At 61.3% G+C, this 24657-nt stretch carries 23 protein-coding genes; 11 read left to right on the forward strand and 12 right to left on the reverse strand.

Features of this window, described 5'->3' with window-relative positions; all coding sequences use genetic code 11:
• Positions 1 to 16 precede the first annotated feature (16 nt).
• Entirely contained in the window at positions 17 to 1042 is a 1026-nt protein-coding gene (locus BCA01S_RS18355) for a TRAP transporter substrate-binding protein (RefSeq protein ID WP_027778159.1), read from the reverse strand.
• 198 nt (positions 1043 to 1240) lie between these two features.
• On the opposite strand from BCA01S_RS18355, the gene BCA01S_RS18360 reads away from it, so the two are divergent.
• Positions 1241 to 2296, forward strand: coding sequence for a LacI family DNA-binding transcriptional regulator (locus BCA01S_RS18360; RefSeq protein WP_027778160.1), 1056 nt, complete (start codon positions 1241 to 1243; stop codon positions 2294 to 2296).
• Positions 2297 to 2877: 581 nt separating this feature from the next.
• Positions 2878 to 3351, forward strand: coding sequence for an Lrp/AsnC family transcriptional regulator (locus tag BCA01S_RS18365; protein WP_027778161.1), 474 nt, complete (start codon positions 2878 to 2880; stop codon positions 3349 to 3351).
• A gap of 30 nt (positions 3352 to 3381) precedes the next feature.
• On the opposite strand, the gene BCA01S_RS18370 is transcribed toward BCA01S_RS18365, so the two are convergent.
• From BCA01S_RS18370 to BCA01S_RS18395, 6 genes are all read right to left on the reverse strand, one after another.
• Complete coding sequence (locus tag BCA01S_RS18370; RefSeq protein WP_027778162.1) at positions 3382 to 4620, reverse strand: YbfB/YjiJ family MFS transporter; 1239 nt, start codon at positions 4618 to 4620, stop codon at positions 3382 to 3384.
• A gap of 145 nt (positions 4621 to 4765) precedes the next feature.
• Positions 4766 to 5479 (reverse strand): 4'-phosphopantetheinyl transferase family protein, encoded by a 714-nt coding sequence (locus BCA01S_RS18375; RefSeq protein WP_027778163.1) that lies wholly within the window; start codon positions 5477 to 5479, stop codon positions 4766 to 4768.
• A gap of 68 nt (positions 5480 to 5547) precedes the next feature.
• A complete protein-coding gene (locus BCA01S_RS18380; protein WP_027778164.1) occupies positions 5548 to 6870 on the reverse strand; it encodes an MFS transporter in 1323 nt (440 codons plus the stop codon).
• Between the two features lie 181 nt (positions 6871 to 7051).
• Positions 7052 to 7288, reverse strand: a complete 237-nt coding sequence (locus BCA01S_RS18385; RefSeq protein ID WP_027778165.1) for a DUF2783 domain-containing protein — start codon at positions 7286 to 7288, stop codon at positions 7052 to 7054.
• A 43-nt stretch (positions 7289 to 7331) separates the two neighbouring features.
• Positions 7332 to 9050 carry an FAD-dependent oxidoreductase gene (locus tag BCA01S_RS18390; protein ID WP_027778166.1) on the reverse strand — a complete coding sequence of 573 codons (1719 nt, stop codon included), beginning with the start codon at positions 9048 to 9050 and terminating at the stop codon, positions 7332 to 7334.
• A 78-nt stretch (positions 9051 to 9128) separates the two neighbouring features.
• On the reverse strand, positions 9129 to 10088 hold the full coding sequence (locus BCA01S_RS18395) for an MBL fold metallo-hydrolase (RefSeq protein ID WP_027778167.1): 960 nt from the start codon (positions 10086 to 10088) through the stop codon (positions 9129 to 9131).
• A gap of 276 nt (positions 10089 to 10364) precedes the next feature.
• On the opposite strand from BCA01S_RS18395, the gene BCA01S_RS18400 reads away from it, so the two are divergent.
• Positions 10365 to 11222, forward strand: a complete 858-nt coding sequence (locus BCA01S_RS18400; RefSeq protein ID WP_027778168.1) for an IclR family transcriptional regulator — start codon at positions 10365 to 10367, stop codon at positions 11220 to 11222.
• Positions 11219 to 12064 (forward strand): IclR family transcriptional regulator, encoded by an 846-nt coding sequence (locus tag BCA01S_RS18405; protein WP_027778169.1) that lies wholly within the window; start codon positions 11219 to 11221, stop codon positions 12062 to 12064. The genes BCA01S_RS18400 and BCA01S_RS18405 overlap by 4 nt, the downstream gene beginning before the upstream one ends.
• A gap of 4 nt (positions 12065 to 12068) precedes the next feature.
• On the opposite strand, the gene BCA01S_RS18410 is transcribed toward BCA01S_RS18405, so the two are convergent.
• The 3 genes from BCA01S_RS18410 to BCA01S_RS18420 form a co-directional block, all read right to left on the reverse strand.
• On the reverse strand, positions 12069 to 12929 hold the full coding sequence (locus tag BCA01S_RS18410) for a MurR/RpiR family transcriptional regulator (protein WP_020068805.1): 861 nt from the start codon (positions 12927 to 12929) through the stop codon (positions 12069 to 12071).
• 63 nt (positions 12930 to 12992) lie between these two features.
• Complete coding sequence (locus BCA01S_RS18415) at positions 12993 to 14075, reverse strand: ABC transporter ATP-binding protein (protein WP_027778170.1); 1083 nt, start codon at positions 14073 to 14075, stop codon at positions 12993 to 12995.
• Positions 14076 to 14102: 27 nt separating this feature from the next.
• Complete coding sequence (locus BCA01S_RS18420) at positions 14103 to 14876, reverse strand: SDR family oxidoreductase (RefSeq protein WP_027778171.1); 774 nt, start codon at positions 14874 to 14876, stop codon at positions 14103 to 14105.
• A gap of 332 nt (positions 14877 to 15208) precedes the next feature.
• Between BCA01S_RS18420 and BCA01S_RS18425 the strand changes: the two genes are divergently transcribed.
• The 3 genes from BCA01S_RS18425 to BCA01S_RS18435 all read left to right on the forward strand — a co-directional run bounded on the left by BCA01S_RS18425 (position 15209) and on the right by BCA01S_RS18435 (position 18347).
• On the forward strand, positions 15209 to 16441 hold the full coding sequence (locus tag BCA01S_RS18425; protein ID WP_027778172.1) for an ABC transporter substrate-binding protein: 1233 nt from the start codon (positions 15209 to 15211) through the stop codon (positions 16439 to 16441).
• 167 nt (positions 16442 to 16608) lie between these two features.
• Complete coding sequence (locus BCA01S_RS18430) at positions 16609 to 17499, forward strand: carbohydrate ABC transporter permease (protein WP_027778173.1); 891 nt, start codon at positions 16609 to 16611, stop codon at positions 17497 to 17499.
• Positions 17496 to 18347, forward strand: coding sequence for a carbohydrate ABC transporter permease (locus BCA01S_RS18435; RefSeq protein ID WP_027778174.1), 852 nt, complete (start codon positions 17496 to 17498; stop codon positions 18345 to 18347). Before BCA01S_RS18430 ends, BCA01S_RS18435 begins: the two co-directional genes overlap by 4 nt.
• A gap of 101 nt (positions 18348 to 18448) precedes the next feature.
• On the opposite strand, the gene BCA01S_RS18440 is transcribed toward BCA01S_RS18435, so the two are convergent.
• Positions 18449 to 18742, reverse strand: coding sequence for a DUF1330 domain-containing protein (locus tag BCA01S_RS18440; RefSeq protein WP_020068799.1), 294 nt, complete (start codon positions 18740 to 18742; stop codon positions 18449 to 18451).
• Between the two features lie 344 nt (positions 18743 to 19086).
• On the opposite strand from BCA01S_RS18440, the gene BCA01S_RS18445 reads away from it, so the two are divergent.
• Positions 19087 to 19869, forward strand: coding sequence for a hypothetical protein (locus BCA01S_RS18445; protein ID WP_027778175.1), 783 nt, complete (start codon positions 19087 to 19089; stop codon positions 19867 to 19869).
• 191 nt (positions 19870 to 20060) lie between these two features.
• On the opposite strand, the gene BCA01S_RS18450 is transcribed toward BCA01S_RS18445, so the two are convergent.
• Positions 20061 to 21374 (reverse strand): MFS transporter, encoded by a 1314-nt coding sequence (locus BCA01S_RS18450; protein ID WP_027778176.1) that lies wholly within the window; start codon positions 21372 to 21374, stop codon positions 20061 to 20063.
• 314 nt (positions 21375 to 21688) lie between these two features.
• Here BCA01S_RS18450 and BCA01S_RS18455 point away from each other — a divergent pair, with 314 nt between their 5' ends.
• The 3 genes from BCA01S_RS18455 to BCA01S_RS18465 all read left to right on the forward strand — a co-directional run bounded on the left by BCA01S_RS18455 (position 21689) and on the right by BCA01S_RS18465 (position 24639).
• A complete protein-coding gene (locus BCA01S_RS18455; RefSeq protein ID WP_027778177.1) occupies positions 21689 to 22579 on the forward strand; it encodes a LysR family transcriptional regulator in 891 nt (296 codons plus the stop codon).
• A gap of 132 nt (positions 22580 to 22711) precedes the next feature.
• On the forward strand, positions 22712 to 23878 hold the full coding sequence (locus BCA01S_RS18460; RefSeq protein WP_027778178.1) for a CaiB/BaiF CoA transferase family protein: 1167 nt from the start codon (positions 22712 to 22714) through the stop codon (positions 23876 to 23878).
• On the forward strand, positions 23875 to 24639 hold the full coding sequence (locus BCA01S_RS18465; protein WP_027778179.1) for an enoyl-CoA hydratase: 765 nt from the start codon (positions 23875 to 23877) through the stop codon (positions 24637 to 24639). Before BCA01S_RS18460 ends, BCA01S_RS18465 begins: the two co-directional genes overlap by 4 nt.
• The last annotated feature ends 18 nt before the right edge of the window (positions 24640 to 24657 follow it).

A 24657-nucleotide genomic window follows, 5' to 3' on the forward strand; every position in this document is an offset into this window, starting at 1 on the left:
CCCGCGCGGTGTTGCATCAGGCCAGTTTGCCGACCGATTGTTCGAGCAGGTCCCACGCCTGATTGCCGAACTTTTCTTTCCATTGCGCGTAGAAACCCGCTTGACGCAGCGCCGCGCGAAACGAATCGGGCGCGGGCCGGTTGATCGCAAGACCCTTGCTTTGCAGATCGGCGACAGCCGCGTCGTTGAGCTTGCGTACGTCTTCGCGCTGCTTCAACGCGCACTGATTGAAAGCATCGCTTGCAATGCCTTGCAGGTCTTTCGGTAGACGCTGCCATGCGCGCGGATTCAGTACAAACCAGTAGCCGTCCCACATGTGATTGGTCAGTGAGCAGTACTTCTGCACTTCGTAGAGTTTTGCGACTTGCACGATTGGCAACGGATTTTCCTGCGCATCGACAATATGAGTCTGCAGCGACGAATACACTTCGCTGAATTGCAAACTGGTCGGTGCGGCGCCGAGCCCCTTGAACATGTCGATGCTGAGCGGGCTGACCGGCACACGAATCTTCAGGCCGCGCATGTTCTGCGCGCTCGTGATCGGCCCGTTGCTCGTGGTCGTCTGACGAAAGCCGTTGTCCCACATCTTTTCAAACGACTCGAGTCCGGCCTTCTGCATCGCCGCACGCACATAGGCGCCGAGCTTGCCGTCCATTGCGGCCCATACCTGGTTGTAGTCGCTGAACGCAAAGCCGACGGCGTTGATCGCGACCGACGGCGCGAGCGTGGATACGACGAGCGCTGAGGGCGTGAACATTTCAATGCCGCCGCTACGCACCTGCGCGAGCATGTCCGTATCGCCGCCAAGCTGGTTGTTGGGGAATATGCGGATCTCCATGCGCCCCTTCGACGCCTCGCGGATCTGATTGGCCGCCTCCTGCGCGCGAATGTTCAGTGGATGCGTAAGCGGCAGGTTATTGCCGTACTTGAACACGAACTCCGGGCCGGATGCAGCACGCACGATTGCCGGAAATCCGAGCGCGCCGGCCACGGGCGCGGCGGCTGCGGCACGCAGCAATGCGCGTCTCGCGAGGTTAGTCATTTGAGTGTCTCCTTGCTTATAATTGATGTGACTGTCGAATACATCAAAACACATCATCACTTGCTGGCAACGTGCTGACTTCCGATCAGGTGCGTTGAGTCGTCGTGTGATAACTGCAAGACTAGGCGTGCGCGGCAATCGCTGTCAAACCGCGAACTTGATGGTTTTTGATGGACTTCCAACCTGCGAAGGACGGTTATGCCCGATCCGGCTCACTCTGCCGCCGCTGCGCGCGCCCGCATTCCGGACATCGCGCGCGCTGCGGGCGTCTCCACGGCCACGGTAGACCGCGTGCTCAACAGCCGTGAAGGCGTGCGCGCCATCACTGCGCAGCGTGTGTTGCAGGCGGCTGCGCAACTCGGCTATCTGCTCACACAAGAAGCGCCTGCCGCGCCCGCCTCCAAGCCCATGCGCATCGCGTTTCTGTTGCCCGCCGGCACGAATCGCTATCTGCACATGCTGGGCGACTATATCGACTTCGCACACGATCAATGGAATGCGCTCGACATGAAGTGCCGCGTCCATTACGTCGAAAGTTTCAATCCTAAAGAATTGGCCGACCGTCTGCTGCATTACGGACAACGCGCGGATGGCGTGGTGTTCATGGCGCTCGAGCATCCTGTGGTGCGCGATGCAGTCAACGCGCTGGCCGACCAGGGCGTGCCCGCGATCACGCTGATTTCCGATCTGTCGAACGCGCGGCGGCTGGCTTACGTGGGCATCGACAATCGTTCAGCGGGACGCACAGCCGCATTGTTGCTCGGGCGTTTCATGGGTCCGCGGCCCAGCGGGAAGATCGCGATGCTGGCGGGCAGTCTCAACTATCGCGGACACGAAGAACGCGAGATCGGCTTTCTTCATTTGATCGAATCCACGTTCCCGCAAGTGCGCGTAATTGGACTACGCGAAGGACAGGACGACAGCGAGCGCAATTATGTGCAGACGCGCAGGCTACTGGAGCAGCATCCGGACCTCGCCGGCATTTACAACAGTGGCGGCGGATCGGATGGCGTGGCGCGCGCAATCGTCGAAGCGCGCTCGGAACAGAAGATTCTTTTCGTAGGACATGGCCTGACGCCGGACACGCGAGCGTTGCTCATCGACGGAACAATGGACGCATTGATCACGCAGACTCCGCAGGCAATGGTGGGAAACTGTTTGCGCATTTTCCGCAACGTGCGCGACAAGCGCGATGCAATGAGCGACGTGAAACCGGTGCAGTTCAGCATTGTGTTGCGCGAGAATTTGCCTTGATTTACGGGGCTTTCGCGCGCGCTCGACGTCCACATACAGCGATCGGAAATAACCCCGGGCACGCGAGATGCTCAACCTCCTTCGTGTTCCAACCTGATACGAAAGGAGATACATCATGCCTTACCTACTTGGCTGGCTTCTCGGTGTTCCGGTAATCGTGCTGGTGATTCTGTACCTCATCTTCCATTGATCACGTGAGACCTGTCCCGTGGCGCGGCCCCTGTGTGGCCGCGCGTTTTTAATGCGGGTCTAGGATGCGGCTCGTAATGCTCGTCGCGATACATGTGTACATGCGATATGTGCGATACATGCATTCGTGCCAGAGCGAGCATTCGCTGCGATACGGTAGCGTCGCAGTTTCTCATGCCGCCTTCGGTAAAGGCAGCGATCACCCATAGCAGCTTGTGGCCGCGAGTGGCCCGCTTGCGTCGAGCCTGATGGTTGTCCCGGGCACGAATGCACCCTGAAAATATACCGGCCACCGTGCTGGATAGGCTTCCGAATCCAACACGCGTCGCGGCAACTCTCAGGACGTTCTTCCGATAGAATCCAGGTTAGACGAACAACCTTCCAGGTCGGCCATGAGCCCCAAAAATCGCGCGCTGGACAATCAGGATCGCAGGATCATGCGCGCATTACAAAAGAACGCGCGCTTAAGCAATGCGGAGCTGGCGGAACTGGTCGGCATGTCGACCACGGCGTGCTGGAATCGCACACGTCAGCTGGAAAACGAAGGCTATATTCGCGGCTATGTCGCGCTGCTCGATCAGCAGAAGCTTGGCTTTGCGGACATCGTGCTGCTCGAAGTGACGCTCGACCGTCACGACGACGATGCACTCGCGCGCTTCGGCGCCGAGCTTGCGACACTCACCGAAGTTCTCGAAGCGTACCTTGTGTCGGGCGATTACGATTACCTGGTCAAGGTCGCGGTCGATGGCACCGCGGGCTATGAGCGCTTCTTGCGCGAGAAGCTATATAAGATCGCGGGCATTCGTCATAGCCGCTCGATGTTTGCGCTGCGCTGCATGAAGAGCATTCCGTCCGTGCAGGTATAAGGCGACGCCGTTCGCATTTAATGCACGCATTCAATTCCGACGCAGCGGTCTTTGACATGCAGCGAGCACAGCGCCGGCCGCCAGCAACAGCGCGGAATAGATGAGGCCGCGAGCGAGACCTGCTCCGTCGGACACCCAGCCGATCACCATCGGCCCAACGATCTGTCCAAATGCAAAAACGATCGTGAAGGCGCTGATGCCTTTTGCCCAGTGGCTCGTCGGCAGGTTGTGGCGCACGAACGCCGTCGTCGATGCGACGGCAGACAGGAACGTCGCGCCGAACAGCGCGCCCGATATGAACGCGATCCACGGTTGCGTGAATATCGCAGGCAACAGCGTCGCGACCGCAAGCAACGCATTGAGCACGGCGAGCGCCTGACCGCCGCGCATGCGGTCGAGCAGCCCTGACCACAGGCGCGCGGAAAGCACCGTCGCGATGCCGAGCAAAAGATAGAAAGCCGTGACGACAGTGGCGCTCATGCCGGCGTTGCGCAACAACGCGACAATGAACGTCATGTAGCCGATATAGCCGACGCCGAACAGCGCATAGCCGCCGAGCGCACGAGCGAAACGCGGCCAGCGGGGGGCGTCGTCTGTATTGCCCGAGTGCGCCGGTGCCGTTGCCGCCACCGCGTGCACGCCCTCGATCTTGCGCGCCGCGCCGATGGCGGCAACGCTGAATGCCGCGCATGCGGCAGCCAACGCAAACCAGGCGAACTGCCAGCCATGCGCACGGTTGAGAATGGTCAACGGCACCAGTACGGACGAAGCGACAATACCCCATCCCGTGCCCCCGTAATACAAGCCGAGAACGAGGCCCGCATCGCGCGGACTCGCCGACGCAAGCCGCGCGGCGAGCACGCCACCGCTAATGAAAACCGCTGCGCTGCTCGCGCCAGTGATCACGCGCAGCACGAGCAGCGAATCGGTATCGGCAAGCAGGCCGCTGGCCGCCATGAGGAACGCAGTGACTATGCAGCCGGCCACGAACAGTTTGTCTGCGTGCCAGCGACGCGCGAGTCGCGGAAACACCAGCGCGCCGAGCAGATAGCCAAGTGCATTTGCAGTGTTCATTGCCCCGGCTTCAGCGAAGGTCCAGCCGAGGTCGAGTTTCATCGACGGCAATAGCAGCGCGTAGGCGAAGCGCGCGAGGCCGAGCGCAATTGCGCTCCCCAACGACAGCGCGGCAGCCAGCATCAACATAGGAAGGCGCTGCGCCGCGTGGTCGGCTATGGGAAGTGCAGCAACGTCGGACGGATGTGTCGGCATGGGCTAATGTGGATGCAGAAGCATTGCTAAGCGGTTCTGGTGCTCGGCTTTGCCGCGCTTCGCCATCATATCGGGAGGCGGGGTGCGGGGCTGACAGTTAGTTGCATTGTGATGCGCGGCAACGCACGTGCTGACAGTCCGCGTGTTACTGCGCGAGCGGCCGCATCGACATCGACATCGACCACGCGACGCACCCCGCGTAGCCATACGGCGCCCCTATCCATTGCGCGGCGATCTCACGCATGTCGTGCGCAATGGCATTGCGCAACATCACGCGATTGCCTTCGCGCGGCAGTACGGCGAGATGCTGCAAGCCTCGCGTGATGCCGCCGCCCGTTGTTTTGACGAGCGCTTCCTTCGCCGTCCATGCGTCGTAGAACGCGGTCATCTGTTCGGAAGGATCGAGGCGCTCGATCCACGCCGTTTCGTTTGGGTCGAGCGTCAGCGTCATGATGGAACGCCAGTCGAATCTGTCGCTGTGCTGTTCGATATCGACACCGACGCGCCGAACATTCGACATCGCGATCAAAGCGAAGCCCCCCGCATGGGACACGTTGAAATCCGGCGCTGTCGAATCCGCGAGCCGTGGCCGCCGGTTTGCGTCCAGTGCGAAGCGCACAGCGTGAGCTTCGACACCCATGCGTTGTGCGAGCAACTCGCGCAACGCCGCGCGCGTTGAGGCGAAGCGCAGCGCGTCGTCACGCTGGCGGAAGTTGCGCGCTCTTTCGCGCTCGTCGTGACTGAGGCACGCGAACGCCGCGGCATCGAGCGACATGTCGAAATGGAGATCGATCCGCCACAACGAAACGTCGGGCGGGCCTTGATGCTGAAGCAGAAGCGGTTCGATGGTGTCAGACATCGGCAGAACTGGGCGCAGTGGAATTACCGCGACTCTACATGATGGCTCCCGTTCCGAGCGGCGGGATCTCACGCGCTCTTTGATTCCTTCGGCACGCCGATTAATAGCGCGACACCGCTCGCAAACAGCAATGCCGTCAATATATAAAGCGCGCTATCCATGCTGCCGGTATGCATCTTGATCTGCCCGATCGCCCACGGGCTGACAATGCCGCTCGTGATACCGATGCTGCTAATCAACGCTATGCCACCCGCCGCCGCGGCGCCTGATAGATAACTCGACGGCACGGTCCAGAAGATCGGCAGCGCGGAAAAGATCAGCAGCGTAGCGAGCGACAGAATCGCGAGCATCGCCGGAAAACTGCTTAAATGCAGCGTCAACAGAGACAGCGCGATGCCCCCGCCAATCGTGCATACCGCGAAATGCCGGCGACGCTCTGCGCGCCGGTCGGAATGACGTGCGATCAGCACCAGACCAACCGCGCCGATTGCATTCGGAATGACGCTGTAAAGACTGATTGCGAGAACATCGCGAATGCCGAAGTCGCGAATCATCAGCGGCATCCAGAAACTGAGCGTCAACGACGCGCACGTCAGCGAAAAATAGATGAACGCGAACAGGTAGACGCGCGGATTGCGCAAAGCCTGCACGAACGAGTGTGATGAATGCGACGATGCCGTGCGGTCCTCGTCGCGTTCGGCGATCAGTTGCGCTTTCTCGGCCGCCGTAAGCCATTTTGCGTGCTGCGGGCCGTCGACGAGATAAAACGCGGCGACGAGCCCCAGCACGACGGCCGGTGCGCCTTCAATCACGAACATCCACTGCCAGCCGTATAGACCCAACACGCCGCCCATATCGCGCATGATCCAGCCGGACACCAGGCCACCGAGCACGCCGGCAACCGCAACGCCCGCGAAGAAAACCGACAGCACGGCCGCGCGCCGGCGCGCCGGATACCAATAGGTCAAATACAGTACGATGCCCGGGAAAAAGCCCGCTTCGAAGACGCCGAGCATGAAGCGCAGCAGATAGAAGTGCGCGGGCGTCGACACCATCATCATGCCGACCGACGCCACGCCCCACAGCAGCATGATCCGCGTGAACGTGCGGCGTGCGCCGAATCGCGAAAGCAGGAGATTGCTGGGCACTTCGAACAGCACATAGCCGATATAGAACACGGCGGCGCCGAGACCGTACATGGCGTCGCTGAAACCAAGGTCGTGCTTCATCTGCAATTGCGCGAAGCCAATGTTGATTCGATCCAGGAACGATACGACATAGCAGAGAAACAGAAACGGAACGATACGCAGCGATACTTTGCGATACAGCAGATCATCGTGCGCGGCAGTGCTTGAACTCGGCTCGAGCGCGCGGGCAAGGGATTGACTCATCGGTTATCTCCAAACATGAGGCGTGAAGGGTCCTACGGACCCGCGGGTCCGGTGTCTTGATGCACCGCGTTGTTGTCTGCTGAGGTGGCGGCGTGCGAATGCGCGGAACCGCCCTACTGTCGCGATGAAGTGCGCGCGGCCCAGCGAGCCGGGCGCGCGTTCACGCTACATGCAGCGTGGATCACGCTGCCAATGGATGGATCTCGCCGCCTTGTGTCGCTGGATCAGCCACGCCTTCGCGTGCGAGACGGATCGCTTCGAGCAGCGTCGCGTGATCGCCGATATGGTTGGCGAGCAACAGAATGAGTTGCGCATTGGCGGACTGACTACGCGCGTCGTCGAAGTCGCGATGCATGTCGATCAACGCCTCGTAGAAATCGTCCGGACGCGCGAGATTCGGTTGCGTGTTCAGTGCCATGTCGTGTCTCCAGAATCTATTTATCGCTACGCTTGCGGTGATTTCAGGCTGTACCTTCCACGCACAACGCGCGTTTCAACGCATTCTCCACCGCGCTCGCGTCGAGTCGCCGCCAGCGTGCGCATACATGCTGGTCCGGCCGGATCAGATAGAACGTGCCGGGTCGTGCGTCGTAGCGCGCGCTCGCCACGCCTTCCGCGTCGCGCACAATCTTCGCGTCCGCTATCGCGGGCGCCGGCGCTTCGCCATGCGCGACCACAACGAGTTTCATAGGAATAGCGCCTGTGCGAAGGCCATTCAACGCGGCTTCGGTTTGCGCGTCGATGCCGTGTTCGCCACAGAACAGCACGCCAGTGAATTGCTGGCCAAGATGAGCGAGCAGCCACGCCGGTTCCCGCGCCGCCTGCACTGGCGCATCCACACAGGCAGCACCCGGCACCATCGCCCCCTCGAAGCTGTCGCTATCCGGCGTATTTAGCGCCGAGCCGCTCAGCACCGCGGGCACGGACAGGCGGCCACTGTTCGCCAGTTGCCGCGCAAACGGATGGTGGCGCGCGAGCTTCAGCACAGCGTCGCGGAACACGCGGCTCACGGGACTCTTCGGTGTGATGAAATCGGTGGAACGTGTCGAGTTGCGGATGTTTTCGTCGGCGGCAAATTCGCGTTCGCTTGCATACGTGTCGAGCAACGCGTCCGATGCCTTGCCTTCGAGCACCATCGCCAGCTTCCATGCGAGGTTCTCTGCGTCCTGCACGCCGCTATTGGCACCGCGTGCGCCAAACGGCGACACGCCATGTGCCGAATCGCCCGCGAACAGCACGTTGCCGTGCCGGAAGCGCTCCATGCGCAAACACGAAAACGTATAGACGCTGACCCATTCCAGTTCAAACATTGCATCGGGTCCGAGCAACGCGCGCACACGCGGAATGACGCGCTCCGGCGTTTTCTCCAGCACCGGATCGGCGTCCCATCCAAGCTGGAAATCGATTCGCCACACGTTGTCTGGCTGACGATGCAGCAACACCGATTGATTCGGATGAAACGGCGGATCGAACCAGAACCAGCGCTCGGTCGGAAAGTCCGCTTCCATTTTCACGTCGGCGATCAGGAACCGGTCCTTGAACGTGACGCCTTTGCTGTCGAGTCCCATCAAATTGCGAATCGGACTACGCGAGCCATCGGCGGCGACCACATAGCGGCCGCGCAAAGCGTACTGACCGTTGGGCGTGTCGACGGTCAACGTCACGGCTGCGTCGCACGTTCCCGGCGTTCCGCTTTGCTGCACACCGACCACTTTGCTTTTCCAGCGAATCTCGATGTTCGGCATTTGCTGCGCGCGTTCGAGCAGGAAGCCTTCGACGTAATACTGCTGCAAGTTGATGAACGCGGGCCGATGGTGGCCCGCTTCCGGCTGCAGATTGAACGAATAGACGAGTTCGTCTTTGAGGAACACTTTGCCGACATTCCAGCTGATGCCCTTGTCCACCATCCGCTGACCGCATCCGAGGCGATCGAAAATATCGAGCGAGCGCTTCGAGAAGCAGATCGCGCGCGAGCCCGTGGACAACGAACAGTCGTCGTCTACAAGTATGACCGGCACGCCCTGCTGCGCGAGGTCGATCGCCGTGGCGAGGCCCACCGGGCCCGCGCCAACCACGATTACCGGGTAGGCCGGCTGCTCCGCTCCGCTGTGCATGCCTTGCGCGCCCTGTTCACGGCACGGCCGGTATTCGAACGACAGCCTCTGGTAGTCGATGCTCATCTTGTGTCTCCGTCCTTCTCCGCTTTGCTTTGCTCTGCTGTGCTTCCCTGCTTTTATGCGCTTCTATTCGTATGCAGATCAGGCTTGCAGTGCGTCCCACATTTCCTTGTCGCGCTGCGCAGTCCAGATGCGCGGATGTGTGATGCCGCTCGCTTCATCGAAAGCACGCGAGACGTCGAACGGCAAGCAATGTTCGTAGATGAACACGTGCCCGAACTTCGGGTCCATCGCTTTACGCGTGTGCGCCATCGCGGCCTTCAGATCGAGCTTCTGTGCGACGGCTTCGCGACCTTGCTGCAACAGCGTGGTGACGAAATCCTTCGTGTAATCGAGGCCCTTGTTGACATCTTCCGGCGTGGTCAGCGCTGGGCCGCGGCCCGGCACGAGCTTCTCCGCATTGAGCGCACGCAGTGCTTCGAGTGTGGCCGGCCATTGTTCGAGCTGGGCGTCGCCGCAATAGCATGCCGCGTCGTATTCGACGAGATCGCCGGAAAACAGCACCTTCTGCGACGGCAGCCACACGACCGTGTCGCCCTTCGTGTGACCCGCGCCAAGATGCGCGATGCGCACTTCGAGCTTGCCGAGGAACAGCGTCATTTCCTTTTCGAACACGAGCGTCGGCCAGGTCAGGCCGGGCACGGTTTCGACGCCGGCAAAGAGACGCGGGAAGCGCTCGATCTCCGACTTCATGTCCGCTTCGCCACGCTCGACGATCATCTCGTACGTGCCGCGACTCGCAATCACTTCCTGCGCGCCTTCTTCGAAATACGCCGACGCGCCGAGCACGCGCACCGCGTGATAATGCGAGAGCACGACGTATTTAATGGGTTTGTCGGTCACGCTGCGAATCTTCGCAATGAGGTCTTGCGCCATGGCCGGCGTGGCGGTGGTGTCGACGATCAGCACGCCGTCGTCGCCGATGATCACGCCGGAGTTCGGATCGCCTTCAGCCGTGTACGCGTAGGCGTTCTCGGACAACTGCGTCCACGTGACCTTTTTGACTTCCAGATCGGCCTGAGATGCGAATGCCTTTGCCATGCTTGTCTCCCTCAAAAGTTGGACGTGAGGCGAGACGGCCGGCGGCGCGCCTTGGCGCGGGCTGACGGTATTGGAGGTTGTCTCGCCCCGTTTTTGACTCTGTGACTGCGCCGGTGTATCGGGGTGAATGCATCTTATGGCCGCGTCAGTTTATTTGTCAATAGCGAAATCTATCGCTATACGCAAATATCGAAACGTCTGACATGACGGTGTGAACAGTGGGGTTTGCAGCGCGGGCTTCGGTTAACATGGACGCTTTTTCGGACGAACACGGGCGTGGGCAAAGCAGCGAAACCATCCGCGAGCGAAGGCTCGGGCGGCAGCCAGACGACGGACAGCGGCAAGACGCAGCGCGGCATTCAGAGCGTCGAAGTCAGCGGCCGGGTGCTGCTCGCGCTGGCGCGGGCGCGCGCGCCGTTGGCATTGTCGGACCTCTCCGCCGCCGCCGAACTGGCGCCAGGGCAGGCGCACGCGTATCTGGTCAGCTTGAGCCGCCTTGGCCTCATCAAGCGGGATGAACTCACCGGCCGCTACGAACCCGGTCCGTTGTCGTTGCGCCTGGGGCTCTTGCATCTGGAGAATCAACCGGCATTTCGCGCCGCCGTGCCGCGCGTGGCCGCGCTGGCCGAAGCAATCGGATTTAGCGTCGCGGTCTGTATTGCGGGGCCGCAGGGGCCGACCATAGTCCGCTACGAACATGCGGGGTTTCCATTGCATGTGAATCTGCATGTGGGCACGGTGATGTCGCTGCCGGCCACGTCGACGGGACGCGTGTTTTGCGCCTATCTGCCGCGCGAGACGCTCGACACGATGTGGGCGAATCAGTCCGGCGCTGCGCCGGGCATGTCCACCAAACCGGGCGAAGACGCCGCTTTTCAGGCGGCGGTGGACAAGGTTCGCGCGCGCGGGCTGGAGTGCAGCGTCGACGCGCCGAGTCCGGGCATCAGCAGCCTGAGCGCGCCAGTGTTCGATCCGGACGGTCGTTTGGCCTTGGCGTTGACGGTGATCGGCTCGACCGGCGCAATCGACGCAACCGCCGATGGTCCTATCGCACGCGCGTTGCTCGCAACGGCTCGCGACATCGGCGGTGAGCTAGCCGCCGGATCTTCCCTACTTGCATCGACCGCACCGTGACCGCGCCTACCGATACCTCTTCTCCGCCGCCCGGCTCCGCCGATGCGAAGCCGCAGCGCGGCATCCAGTCGCTCGACAGCACCGGCGAGCTGCTGGCGGCGCTCGTCGCCGCCGCGCGGCCGTTGACATTGCGCGATCTCGCCGCCGCAGCCGCGATGCCGCCGGCGAAAGCGTTCCCGCATCTGGTGAGTCTGCTGAAAATCGGCTTGCTGAGCCGCGATGCGTCCGGTTGTTTCGCCGCCGGGCCGCTTGCGCTGGAACTCGGTTTGATCGGCCTGCAGCGACTTTCGCCCACGCGCGAGGCGGAGCCCGAAGTCGTCGAACTCGCGGCGTCGACGGCCATGAGCGTCGCGATGGCGGTGCTCGGTCCGCTTGGACCGACAGTCGTGCGGCTGGAAGAATCCGCGCGGCCGTTGCATGTGAGCCTGCGGGTGGGCACGGTGATGTCGCTGGTGAATACGGCGATCGGCCGCGTGTTCGCCGCCTATGTGGCTGACGATGTCCGTGCTGGTCTGCTCGCGCATGATCATTTGCGGCTGGCGGGCTCGAACGCTGTCGATGCGCTAGCGGACAAGCACGGAGCAAAGCTGAAGGAAGCGTACCGGGAGCGTCTCGCGCAGATTCGCGCGGGCGGCATGGACAGTGCGCTGAGCCGACCGGTGCCCGGCATCGACACATTGGCCGCGCCTGTGTTCGACCACACCGGCAGCATCTGCCTCGTGCTCGCGTTGATGGGACCCAGCGGCAGTTTCGACAGCGACGCGACGGGTGAACCCGCGCAGACGCTGTGTGCGGCGACGTTGAGGTTGTCGCGGAGATTTGGGTGGATGGGAGCGACGTGAGCGCCTAGTCCCCGGTCTGCGGCTCATGCGACGACAGCCTCGCCTTCGCATGCCGCATCTTCTCCAGCGTCTTCGGGCCGGCCTTGAGCGCAACGCCGATTGCCAGCGCGTCCATGATGCAAAGATGCACGAGTCGCGAGACGCCGGGCGTATTCGGATCGATCGGACTCGGCACGCGCAGCAGCAGCGGTATATCCGCGAGCCACGCGAGGCGCGAGCCGACGTTGGTGAGCGCAATCGTCGTCGCGCCGCGCTCCTTCGCGATCTGGATGCTTTCGTTCACCTCCGTGCTGCGTCCGGAATGCGAAATGGCAAAGGCGACGTCGCCAGGTTCCATCATGCCAGCATACAGGCGCTGCAAGTGACCGTCGGTAAAAGCCGTGGCTGCGATGTCCAGACGCAAGAACCGCAACGCCGCGTCTTGCGCGACCAGCCCCGAACCCGAGCCGACGCCGAAGAAGAACACGCGTCGTGCGCTCGATAGCGCAGCAATCGCGCTTTCGACCACCGCAGGATCCAGCGCGCCGCGCGCATGCGTGATGCCATCGACGGCGGCTTCGCCCACTTTGTCCATCAAGGTCTGCACGTCGTCGTCGCGCGCGATCGCCGCCGACGCATACGGCAACCCGCCCGCCACACTCTGCGCCAGTTGCATCTTGAAGTCGCGCAGGCCGTGCGCGCCAATCGCGCGGCAAAACCGCGTGACAGAGGGCTCCGATACGTCCGCTCGCTGCGCAAGTTCAGTGATGCTCGCACGCATCGCGAAATCGACGTCGCTCAGCACCATGTCCGCGACCTTGCGTTCGGCTGGCCGCAAATTGGCGAGTGCGCTGCGGATGTGGGGAATCAAGTTCGGTGCGGACACCCGATGTTCCTTAAGGGTTAAATGAATCCGCGTCGGTCGCAGCTTCGATCGGCAACACGCGGCTCAGACCAGTCTGCGCCCACTCTCCGTATCGAACAGGTGAATATGAGCGGCCGGCAAGCGCAGCGTGACGCGCTCACCAGGCTCGACCTTCGAACGTTGACGTGTCGTCACACACCACGTGTCGCCGCCTATCTTCCCGTACAGATGCGTTTCGGCGCCAGTCGGCTCCACGACTTCGACCTGCATTGTCACGTCGGGTGTCTGCGTGATTGTCTCGATGTGTTCGGGCCGCACGCCCAGCGTGACCTTTGCGCCGACCGCCGCCGAAGCAGGCGCGCCTTCGAGCACGATCTCGCCGCCGTCCGCGAGTTTCAACGCGAGTCCCGAACCTTGCGTGCGGTTCACGAGAACGCCTTCGGCAAAATTCATCGACGGCGAGCCGAGAAAGCTTGCGACGAACAGATTCGCGGGGTGATCGTAAAGCTCCAACGGACGCCCAATCTGTTCGATCCGCCCGGCGTTCATCACGACGATGCGATCGGCCATCGTCATGGCCTCGATCTGATCGTGCGTCACGTAAATCACCGTGTTTTTCAGGCGCTGATGCAATGCCTTGATCTCCGTGCGCATTTGCACGCGCAGCTTGGCGTCGAGATTGGACAACGGTTCGTCGAACAGAAACAGCGACGGCTCGCGCACCACCGCGCGGCCCATCGCGACGCGCTGGCGCTGACCGCCCGACAACGCACGCGGCAGACGGTCGAGATAGCCGCCGAGATTGAGCATCTTCGCGGCAGCCTCTATTCGCGGCTTGAAATTGGCAGGCGACTCCTTGCGGATTCGCGGGCCAAAAGCGATGTTTTCATACACCGACAAATGCGGATACAGCGCGTAGCTCTGGAACACCATCGAGATATTGCGCTGTTGCGGCGCAAGATTATTCGCGCGCGTGCCGCCGATCATCAGGTCGCCGCCGCTGATCTCCTCGAGGCCCGCGACCATCCGCATCAGCGTGCTTTTGCCGCAGCCCGACGGGCCCACGAGCACGACGAATTCGCCGTCGTCGATATGAAGGTCGATGCCGTGCACGACCTGCGTGTCGCCATAGCGTTTGAAGATGCCGCTCAGTTGCACTGCTGCCATGCTTTCCTCATCGTCTTGCGGTTTCTATCAAAGCGATTCGAGCGTCAACTCTTGGGCCATCAGACGGTTGCCGGCCATCAATCCGCCGTCGACGGGCAACGCTACACCGGTGATCACACGCGCCATTGGCGAAGCGAGAAACAGCACCGCGTCGGCGATATCGTCAGGCGTTGCGAAATCGCGCAATGGGTACCACTTCTTCAGATCTTCGAAAACCTGCGGGTTCTTGTCGACGCGCGCCTGCCATGCCTGCGTCTTCACGGTGCCGGGACAGACGATGTTCGCGCGAATGCCGTAGCGGCCCAATTCCACAGCAAGCGCCTTTGTGTAACTGATGAGCCCGGCTTTCGCCGCGCTATACGCGGGATGTCCGAGCGCCGCCAAACCGTTCACGGAACCGATCAGCACTAGCGCTCCACTCTTGCGCTCGACCATCGACGAACGCACGGCCTCGACAGTGTGATAGGTGCCGTTCAGGTTCAGGTGAATGTCGCGCTGCCAGCTCGCGGCATCGGTCGTGGCCAGCGTCAGACCTTCGGCCGCGCCCGCGTTGGCGACGAGCACATCCACCGGCCCGCGTTTTTCCACAGCCGATGCAACGGCTTGCTGCACCGCGGCCGCGTCGCCCAGATCGACCGCAATCGGGCTAACCTGCGTTTCGCCGAGTTGCTTCGTCAAGCGCTCCAGCGCCGCCGCATCGATGTCGAGCGCGAGGACCGTGTCGCCCTGCTCGACGAAACGCTTGCACAACACGCTGCCGATGCCGCCGCAAGCGCCCGTCACCAACGCCACACGATTCATGTCCGCCTCGCTTTTCACGCTTGCCGCGCCTATCTAAATCGCCTGTAAACTTATTACAGCATGGAAGCCACGCCGCACTTCGCCATCCCGAATATTGGGTTTTTGCACCGCATGCCACGCGCAGAATATGCCTTGCCTACAGGCATCTTATGCACAAAACCATGGTGAACGAAATATCGCAGACCCTACGTGACAATGCATTTTTAGCCGTGTAGGATTTTTTCAAACAATTCAACACAGCGGCCGGCGACGGCAGCGGACCATCCCACCAATCGTTGATGGGACCTTGGCAAGCGCAAATGCACTAACTAAGGTCGACACAGGAGAGAGAAATGTCGTTGCATGCCCGTGCTTCCCTCGCGCTCGGCAAAGTTGCCGTGGCGCTCGCGTTTGCAGGTATTGCCGTGGCGGCTCACGCCGACACGGTTCGCGTGACCGTCGCGCACTACAGCGATGCAACCGCGCCGTACTTCGAAAAGATGGCTCGCAACTTCGAGAAAGCCAATCCCGGCACGACCATCAAGATCGAAGACGTGAACTGGGACACGCTGCAACAGAAACTCCAGACGGATATTTCCGGCAACGCGAACGCCGATCTCGCGATCGTGGGCACGCGCTGGCTGCTCGACTTCGTTAAGGACGACGTGGCGGAGCCGCTCGACGGCTACATGGATGCAAGCTTCAAAGGCCGCTTTATTGGTCCGTTCCTCGCGCCGGGCGAGATCAACGGCAAGGTCTATGGCCTGCCGATTGCGGCTTCCGCACGAGCGCTCTACTACAACAAGGACCTGCTTGCGAAAGTCGGCTATCCCGACGGTCCTAAAACATGGAACGACGTAATCGAAGCGTCGAAGAAGCTGAAGGCGCAAGGTATTGCCGGCTTCGGTCTGCAGGGCAAAGAAATCGAAACGGACGTCTACTTTTACTATGCACTGTGGACGAACGGCGGCGAAGTAATCGGCAAGGACAACAAGGCGGCATTCAACTCGCCCGCGGGCATCAAGGCCGCGACGCTCTACAAGTCGATGATCGATCAGGGCCTGACGCAGCCTGGCGTAACCGGCTATAGCCGCGAAGACGTACAGAACCTCTTCAAGCAGGGCCGCGTCGCGATGATGATCTCCGCACCGTTCCTTGCCAAACAGATCAAGAAGGAAGCGCCGAACCTGAAGTACGGCATCGATCCGATTCCGATGGGCACCACTCACGCCACCTACGCGGTCACGGACTCGATCGTGATGTTCAAGAACTCGAAGGTGAAGAAGTCCGCGTGGAAGTTCCTCGACTATCTGTTCACGAAGGAACCGCGCGTCGAGTTCACGACGACCGAGGGCTTCCTGCCGACCACCAAGGCTGAATCGTCCGACCCGGCGTTCAACGATCCGGATACCAAAGCATTCGTCGCATTGCTGCCCACGGCTCGCTTCGCGCCGACCGTGACAGGTTGGGAAGACACTGCAAAGGCGGTGACCGACGCAATGCAGTCGATCTATCTGGGTAAAGCCAAGCCCGCTGACGCGTTGAATGCGGCGGCCACGCAAGCCAACAAGTCGCTCGGTCATTGAGCGGCGCTACGCGGTGAGATTGCGGCAATTCGCTGCACACGGGACGCGCGGCGCGCATTCCGGCCATCATGCTGGCCGTAATCGACTGTCATCGACCGTTATCGACTATCCGGCCCATTCCGTCGCGCCCGCTCCGTTGTGCAGGCGCGTCTCACGATCGAGCACGTATGAGCCGTTCCGCTTCTTCACGCCTGCAAGCGCCCTGGTTGCTGATTGCGCCGAGCCTCGTGCTGGCGCTTTTTATCATCAGCTATCCGATTTTCAACATTGTCTGGCAATCGCTTCATGAGGTGTCGCGCTTCGGCGCCATTCGCGATTTCACGGGCCTGCAGAACTTCTATGCGATCTTCGGCGATCCCGCGTTTCTCGCGGCAGCGAGGCGCACGATAGTCTGGACCGTGTTCGTGGTGGGCGGCACGGTGCTGATTTCCGTGCCCGTTGCGCTCGTGCTGAATCAGGATTTCTATGGACGCGGCGTCGCGCGAACGATTGTCATGCTGCCGTGGTCTGTCTCGTTGACGATGACCGCCGTTGTGTGGCGCTGGGCCTTCAACGACGACTACGGCATGGTCAACGTCACACTTCAGCGCCTCGGCCTGATCGGCGGGCCGATTCATTGGCTCGCGACTCCCGAATTCGCTTTTCCGGTAGAGATCGCGGTCGGCATTCTCGTCTCCATTCCGTTTACTGTGACGATTCTGCTCGGCGGTCTGTCATCGGTGCCAGGCGACATCTACGAAGCGGCGCGCATCGACGGCGCGAGTGCATGGCAGCAGTTTCGCAAGCTGACGCTGCCGCTGCTGCGGCCCTTCATCAATATGACCATTCTGTTGAACGTGATTTATGTGTTCAACTCGTTTCCGATTATCTGGGTCATGACGCAAGGCGGACCCGACAACAGCACGCATATTCTGGTTACGTATCTGTATGAACTCGGCTTCAGACTCGGACGTCCAGGCGAGGCCGCGGCCGTTTCGCTCATCATGCTGGTCATGCTGTTCGTTTTCTCAATGGCGTATCTGCGCTTGCAGCCCGCGAAAGAAGGAGAACCGTCATGACGCTCAGCGCAAAAGCGAAACGCTCATTGTGGTGCTGGCTCGCATTGTCGCCGCTCGTAGTGGTCGTGCTGTTCCCGTTCGCCATCATGCTCTTCACCGCATTGAAGCCTGCTTCCGAGATCTTCGTGTATCCGGCGCGCTGGTTGCCGGTGCATTGGCAATGGAGCAATTTCGTCGATATGTGGCAAGCCGCGAATTTTGGCGTGGCGCTGCGCAATAGCACGGTAATCAGCTTGCTTTCGACGCTGCTCGCGCTCGCAGTGAGCTTGCCGGCGGCTTACGCATTGGCGCGGTTCCCGTTTCGCGGACGCGGAACGTATCGCCAGTTCCTGCTCGTCACGCAAATGCTGTCGCCTATTCTGCTGGTGGTCGGCCTGTTCAGGCTCGCGGCCATGATTCCTTATGGCGACGGCAACCTCGTCGATTCGAAAATCGGCGTGATCGTTTCGTATGCGGCGTTCAATATTGCATTCGCTGTGTGGATGCTGTCGTCGTATTTCCAAACGGTGCCGCGCGATCTCGAAGAATCAGCGTGGCTCGAAGGGTGCGGTCGCACGAAGGCCGTTTTCAAGGTGTTTCTACCGCTTGCCGTGCCCGCCATCGTCGTCACGGCGATCTTCACGTTTATCAACGCCTGGAATGAGTTCGCCGTGGTGTACACGCTGATCCGCTCGCCGGAGAACAAGACGCTCACCGTGCAGGTGACCGATATGGTCGCCGGGAAGTACGTGGTGGAATGGCATCTGGTGATGGCCGCTACGCTTTGCGCGACGTTGCCCGTGTCGATTGTGTTCGCGTGGTTGCAACGGTATCTGGTGAAAGGGCTGGCGTTGGGAGCAGTGAAATAGGTCCTTGCGGACCGCACTGTTGTGCCCTGCCCCAAGTGCAGTCACGGCGGTCGAGGTGTCGGCCGCCATAAACAGCATTGTTTTAGCGCATTCTCAGCGAATTACTCAGCGCCGCGGACGATCCGCAGGTCGCGCTCCACCGCATCGCCCAAAGCCGCGAGCGCCTTCTTGTAGTCGTCGCGATCATACGCGGCGACTGCGTCTTCATACGACGGGAACTCGATCACCACCGTCCGCTCCTTCAGGCCCTGCTCATGAACTTCGTCCGCGACACCGCGCACGAGGAACTTGCCGCCGGCAGCGGCCACGGCCGGGCCCGCCAACTGACCGTAGGCCGCCAGCTTCGACGGGTCTTTGATCTTGCGATACGTGGTTACCCAATACCCCTTGCTCATTTGACGCTCCTTCTACGTGTTGGCGATGAGTCGAGCAGCGTAACAGAGAATGCCGAGCGCGCCTCTAATGCCCCGATGTGTTGCGGGTTCTCCGGAAAACCAGCAAAGCGCCGGTGGTCGCCTCTACAAATAGCGCCACACGTCTACAAAAGATGGCCCGAAACGTTGAATAACCGGGGGTGACAAACAGCGGACTTCTCTAGAAACTCTTTCGTACGATCCACGTAATGCGTCGACGCCTGGCCGCTCCTGCATGATTTGCAACCGAGTGCCTTCACGGTGAGGCAACGAGTCGTCGTTTATCATGGAACTTACACTGCCTTGAATAAAGCTTCAGTTTAGATATGACGAATACCGGCAAGACGTTGATTATCGGTCTGGTGCTAGCGGACCTGGTGGTCTGCGGCTATTTATTTTATCCGCGCGAAGACAGGAAGTCCGCGCCCCCAGCCGAGGCGGCCCTGACCGCGCCCGACACGACCGATTCGCGCTCCTACGGCGAAAGCCATGTGATCGCAGGCAGTATCGCGCGTCCTGGTTCGCCGGACGCGAGCGCGAACGCGAGCGCAAAATCCAATAGCGGCACGATTGTGAGTGGCGGGGATGTGCGGGCGCCCGCACCGGCGGCGCCTGTGCCGACGATGCCTGCAGCTACGGCGGCACCGGCCGCCACAGTGGCGAATATCCCAGCGGCGGAGATGCAACCTCAAGCACAGCTCGCGCAACCCGCACAACCGCAGGCGCAGACGCAGCAGACGCAGCAGACGCAGGTGCAACCTCAATCGCAGCCTCAACCGCAACAGCAACCTCAGCGCTACAGCGCCAGATCCAAGGCCACGCAGCATGCGGACGACGCCCGTAGCCATGAAGATCTGCGTCGCCATGGTTCCAGCGACGTCGGCGCCTTGATGACCGAGTTGCTCGTCCGCGAGTCGGCGAAGCTCGATCCGTCGTTGCCGCCGCCGCCCGCGTCTCCGACACCGCCGCCGCCGTCCGTGACGGATCGCGAGCCGATCAATCGGCGCAACTCGAATCCTGTCGCGGCTGCGATGACCGATCAGCTGGTCAAGGAGTCTGCCCGGGTGACGCCCGCTTCAGGCGCTCAGAGGCAGCCGGGCACGCAGTAGCCGCCGACTGCCCGAGCGGATGGCCGCTCTGGTTGCGGTAGCAATCCCGGTGTTAGGCGCGCATCTTCATTTGAAACGGCATCCGACGGTGTTCTCGCTCGATGCCGTAGACGCTACCTCGTGGCTGCTCCGTCTCCCGACCTTCGGCCTGTCGTTCCCTGGAAGACGGCCCTTCTTTCGTGCCGTGTCGTTCAGGCGGTCTCGTCCTCCACAATCGGTTCGCGAGCCATGAACCAGTAGAACAGTGCCGCGCATCCGGCAATGGCGCCGCCCGAGATGAAGGCAAGCGCATACGAACCGGTACGGTCCACGATGAACCCGGCGACGACCGGCGAGAACGCACCGCCAAAGTATCCGCCGAAGTTCTGGATCGAACTGACAGAGGCAATCATCGACGACGGCGCAATGTCCGCCGCCAGCGCCCACGCCGAACCAACCACGGCGGCAATGAATGCGAGCCCGACGGTGAATAAAGCGAGGGTAACGTTCAACGCGTGAGTAAACGGCAACGCAATTGCACACACGGCGGCGCCCACCGCGCAGCACGCAATCAATAACCGTTTCGCGGCAATCGGCGACGCGAATCCACGGTCCACCATCTTCTTCGCAAGATAGCCAACTGCGATCTCGCCGAGGGCGCCGCCCGCCCAAGGAATGCCCGCATACACACCAAGCTGCGCGAACGAAATATGGAACCGGTCGAGCAGATACAGCGGCAAGAACACGAGGAAGATATTCCACAGCCAGATCGTGCAGAAGTAGCCGAGAATCATGCCCCACACGCTGCGTCGCGCGAACAGCGAGCGCCACCGCAGCTTTGAATTGACGAGCGACCGTTCGTGACCGCCGCCACCTGCTTCGATGTATTCGCGCTCGTCTTTGGACAGACGCTTACTGTCCATCGGGTTGCGATACAACATCAGGAACAGCAGCGCAAACGCAATCCCGAAAGCGCCCGTCACATGAAACAGCGAGCGCCAGCCGAACGCGACCATCAGCGCGACGAGCATGGCCGGCGCGATGGCCGGTCCCCACTTTGAAGACGAATCCCAAACGCCGGTCGCAAAGCCGCGCTCTTTCGCCGGAAACCACGCGGCAGTGATCTTCGCCGACGTCGGCCAGCATGGCGCCTCGCCCACCGCGAGCAACGCGCGCATCACGATGAGTCCGGAGATCGAACCGACCACTCCGGTGAGCCACGTCGCGACACTCCACCAGATCATCGCGAACGCATAGGCGCGTTTCGCGCCGAAGCGGTCGATCACCCAGCCCGCCGGCAATTGCATCACCGCATATGTCCATGCAAATACGCTGCCTAGCAGGCCGATCTGCGTGCGCGTCAGACCAAGTTCCTGAATCATGCCCGGCGCTGCGATGGAAAGGCTCGCGCGATCCATGTAGTTGATAATCCCGCCGATCAGCAACCAGATGAGCACATGCCAACGGAAGTTGAACCGGGCGGGATGCACGGCGGCGGCCGTGAGCGAACTGGTGGGCTTGTCCAAAACGTGTCTCCGTCAAGATGGCCGTTAAAGACCATTCGTCGTTGTCGGTATGCATCGTGCGGTGCAGCGTGACGCTGTACTTGTATGCACGTACTGAATGACAAGTGTACGGACGCAAACGCGAGAGCTCCAATGTCGAAACGGTATGTGGCGATAGCGTTTTCGTTATCGTTACCGTCAGAACGTCATGGTCGATGCGGCGATCGATGCGCGGCGTTCATCCCATGCACCGGTTCCGGATGCCGCCTGCCGCGGCACACTAAACTATCGGGCGACGCGCGCGCCCATCATCGTTTGACACAAGTGGAGACAAAGTGAAATTCGACACGACAACCGTCCGGCTGATGCTGACCATTGCGGAAGAAGGCAGCATCTCGCGCGCTGCCGACAAGCTGAGCCTGGCAGTCGCGGCAGCGTCGCGGCGCGTGTCCGACCTGGAGGATCAACTGGGCGCGAAGCTCTTCAGGCGTGTGCCGCACGGCGTGGAGATCACCGAGTCAGGCGCGAAGTTACTGGCGTATGTCCGGCAAATCGACAACCTGATCGACCGCATGGAAGGCGACGCACAGGCGCTCAATCACGGGCTCGACGGACGCATTATCATCGGCGCGCCGAAAGCGGTTGTCATTCAGTTCCTCGCTCGTGAAATCGCCGCGATCCAGCGCAAGTACCCCCGCATCGCACTGAAAATCGTCGAGGAAAACAGCAAGATCGTGCAGCAATTGCTGCGCGACAAAGTGATCGACGTGGGCATCTACGAGAAGAAAAGCGGCTTCCTGGATCTGGACAAGTCCGCGTACAGGGAGGATCGGCTCGTGCTGGTCTATAGTCGCGCACATTTCGAATTCGACCGGGAACCCGTGGGCGTCGACGACATTCTCGACCTTCCCATTGTGAGTCTGGGCAAAGGCTCGGCGGTGCTGTCCGCGGTCGAGCGCGCGTATCGCAGCCGCGGGCGGCTGTTCCCGAACAACTTCACGGTGAACGGCTTCGACACGATGCTCGCCATGGTGCGCCACGGTCTCGGCGTCGGCTTGATGCCGCCCGATGTTTTACAGAGCTTCCATCCCGAGGATTCGCTCGCTTCCGTTGAGCTCGACGCAGACTGGTCCCGGCGTAGTTACGTGTTGTCCTGCGTCGAAGGACACGCTCAGGAGCAAACGCTGCGCAACGTCGTGGCTGAATTGCTGGAGGGCGGCGCCTAGCCAAACAACGGGCGACGGGCGACGGTTTCGCGAACCGCGAAACCAGCCATGACGCGGCGATTCTTGCGGCAGCCTTCGCACTCGGCGACAGTGGAGCTACAACACACCACTTATCCAAGGAGGAAGCTCGACATGGCGGAATCAGCGCATCTCCCACTGCAAGGCATTCGCGTGCTGGACGTGAGTCAGGTCATGGCGGGACCGTTCGCCTGCATGATGCTGGCCGACCTGGGCGCGGATGTCATCAAGGTCGAACCGCCAGAAGGCGATCAGACCCGCGGTTCAATGGGCTTCAAGATGAAGGGCCCCGACAGCATGGGCTTCCTCAATCTCAACCGCAACAAACGCTCCGTCACACTCGACCTGAAGAGCGACGAGGGGCGCGAGCTGTTTTATAAGCTTGCCAAAACGGCCGATGTCATCGTGGAGAACTACCGCCCCGGCGTCGTGCAGCGTTTGCGGATCGACTACGAGTCCATCAAGGCGATCAACCCGAAGATCGTCTACGCGAGCATCTCAGGCTTCGGGCAAAGCGGGCCGTGGGCGTCGCGGCCCGGCTTCGATCTGATGGCGCAGGCCATGTCCGGTGTGATGAGCGTGACCGGCTACAAAGGCGGCAAGCCTGTCAAGGCGGGCGTACCGGTGGCCGATATTGGCTGCGCGATGTTTGCAGTGTACGGTCTCCTGTCGGCTTATATCGGTGCGCAGAAAACTGGGGAAGGTCAGCATATCGACGCGTCGCTGTTCGACTCCATCATGGCCTTCTCGATCTGGGACATGTCCGACTACTGGGGCACGGGCGTGCCGCCGACGCCGCTCGGCACGAGCAACAAAATGAGCGCGCCGTATCAGGCGGTAAAGGCCCGGGACGGTTACTTCGTCATGGGCGCAACGAACCAGAAACTATGGTCCAAGCTGTGCCGCGTGCTGGAGCGGCCGGATCTGATCGACCATACCGATTACGCCAACGTGTCGCTGCGTCTGAAAAATCGCGAGCCGATGATCGAAGTGCTGGAGCAGGAATTCGGCAAACGTGACAGCAACGAATGGGTCGACATATTGCTCGCTGCGGGCATACCAGCGGGTCCCATTCTTTCGTATCCCGAAGCGTTTGAAAGCGACCACGCCCGGCATCGCAACATGTGCATGGAAATCGATCATCCGAACGAGGGCAAGGTCAAGAACATCGGCTTTCCCGTTAAGCTGCTCGGCACGCCGCCCACTGTGCGCCGCCATCCGCCGCTGCTCGGTGAACATAACGACGAGATCTTCGCGGAGATCAACGGAGCCGCATCATGAGCGAACTGGTCAGCGTGAGCGTCGACCCTTCGGGCGCGGCGGAGATCTTGATCGACAGACCCGAGCGGCACAACGCGATGACGCTCGCCATGTACGAGTCGCTACTCGCACTCGTCGCGCAGTGTGAAGCGGATAGCGGCGTGCGCTGCATTCTGTTGCGCGGCGCCGGCGGCAGGTCTTTCATCTCCGGCACGGACATCGGCTATTTCACGGGCTTTCGCGATGGTCGCGATGGCGTTGCATACGAAGCGTTCGTCGAGCGCGTGATCGGCATGGTCGAGCGAATTGCGAAGCCGACCATCGCGGTGATAGACGGCTGGGCCGTAGGTGGCGGTCTGGCGCTCGCCACGGCCTGCGATTTCCGTGTTTGCAGCGACGCATCGCGCTTTGGTGCGCCGATTGCGAAGACGCTGTCCAATACGCTTTCATCGCGCAACATCGCGCGACTCCAGGCGGCGTTGGGCACGCCGCGCGTCAAAAAGATGCTGTTGCTCGCCGACTATCTGACGGCCGACGAAGCGCTGGCCTGCGGATACGTCTATCAGGTCTGCGCGCCTGGCCTGCTGCAGGAGGCGGCGCATACGCTCGCTCAGCGGTTGATGGCGCTCTCGCCCGTCACGCAGAAAGCGGTGAAGGAGAGCTTGCGCCGCATCGTCGTCGAGCAACGACTCGACGATGACGACCTGATCGAAGAAGTGTATGGCAGCACCGGCTTCAAGGAAGCGGTGCGTGCGTTTACGTCGGGATCTTCGAAGGCATAAGTGTCCTGGCCGCACGTG

This window comes from Paraburkholderia caledonica NBRC 102488, assembly GCF_000685095.1.
GTDB classification, from domain to species: Bacteria; Pseudomonadota; Gammaproteobacteria; order Burkholderiales; family Burkholderiaceae; genus Paraburkholderia; species Paraburkholderia caledonica.

Excerpts from the sequence above, each read along its gene's own strand:
- BCA01S_RS18390 (WP_027778166.1), bottom strand. The coding sequence starts at position 9,050 with ATGAGCATCGACTACCAGAGGCTGTCGTTCGAATACCGGCCGTGCCGT.
- BCA01S_RS18465 (WP_027778179.1), top strand. The coding sequence starts at position 23,875 with ATGAGCGAACTGGTCAGCGTGAGCGTCGACCCTTCGGGCGCGGCGGAG.
- BCA01S_RS18360 (WP_027778160.1), top strand. The coding sequence starts at position 1,241 with ATGCCCGATCCGGCTCACTCTGCCGCCGCTGCGCGCGCCCGCATTCCG.
- BCA01S_RS18420 (WP_027778171.1), bottom strand. The coding sequence starts at position 14,876 with ATGAATCGTGTGGCGTTGGTGACGGGCGCTTGCGGCGGCATCGGCAGC.
- BCA01S_RS18365 (WP_027778161.1), top strand. The coding sequence starts at position 2,878 with ATGAGCCCCAAAAATCGCGCGCTGGACAATCAGGATCGCAGGATCATG.
- BCA01S_RS18375 (WP_027778163.1), bottom strand. The coding sequence starts at position 5,479 with ATGTCTGACACCATCGAACCGCTTCTGCTTCAGCATCAAGGCCCGCCC.
- BCA01S_RS18370 (WP_027778162.1), bottom strand. The coding sequence starts at position 4,620 with ATGCCGACACATCCGTCCGACGTTGCTGCACTTCCCATAGCCGACCAC.
- BCA01S_RS18430 (WP_027778173.1), top strand. The coding sequence starts at position 16,609 with ATGAGCCGTTCCGCTTCTTCACGCCTGCAAGCGCCCTGGTTGCTGATT.
- BCA01S_RS18385 (WP_027778165.1), bottom strand. The coding sequence starts at position 7,288 with ATGGCACTGAACACGCAACCGAATCTCGCGCGTCCGGACGATTTCTAC.
- BCA01S_RS18395 (WP_027778167.1), bottom strand. The coding sequence starts at position 10,088 with ATGGCAAAGGCATTCGCATCTCAGGCCGATCTGGAAGTCAAAAAGGTC.
- BCA01S_RS18435 (WP_027778174.1), top strand. The coding sequence starts at position 17,496 with ATGACGCTCAGCGCAAAAGCGAAACGCTCATTGTGGTGCTGGCTCGCA.
- BCA01S_RS18460 (WP_027778178.1), top strand. The coding sequence starts at position 22,712 with ATGGCGGAATCAGCGCATCTCCCACTGCAAGGCATTCGCGTGCTGGAC.
- BCA01S_RS18380 (WP_027778164.1), bottom strand. The coding sequence starts at position 6,870 with ATGAGTCAATCCCTTGCCCGCGCGCTCGAGCCGAGTTCAAGCACTGCC.
- BCA01S_RS18355 (WP_027778159.1), bottom strand. The coding sequence starts at position 1,042 with ATGACTAACCTCGCGAGACGCGCATTGCTGCGTGCCGCAGCCGCCGCG.
- BCA01S_RS18445 (WP_027778175.1), top strand. The coding sequence starts at position 19,087 with ATGACGAATACCGGCAAGACGTTGATTATCGGTCTGGTGCTAGCGGAC.
- BCA01S_RS18440 (WP_020068799.1), bottom strand. The coding sequence starts at position 18,742 with ATGAGCAAGGGGTATTGGGTAACCACGTATCGCAAGATCAAAGACCCG.
- BCA01S_RS18415 (WP_027778170.1), bottom strand. The coding sequence starts at position 14,075 with ATGGCAGCAGTGCAACTGAGCGGCATCTTCAAACGCTATGGCGACACG.
- BCA01S_RS18425 (WP_027778172.1), top strand. The coding sequence starts at position 15,209 with ATGTCGTTGCATGCCCGTGCTTCCCTCGCGCTCGGCAAAGTTGCCGTG.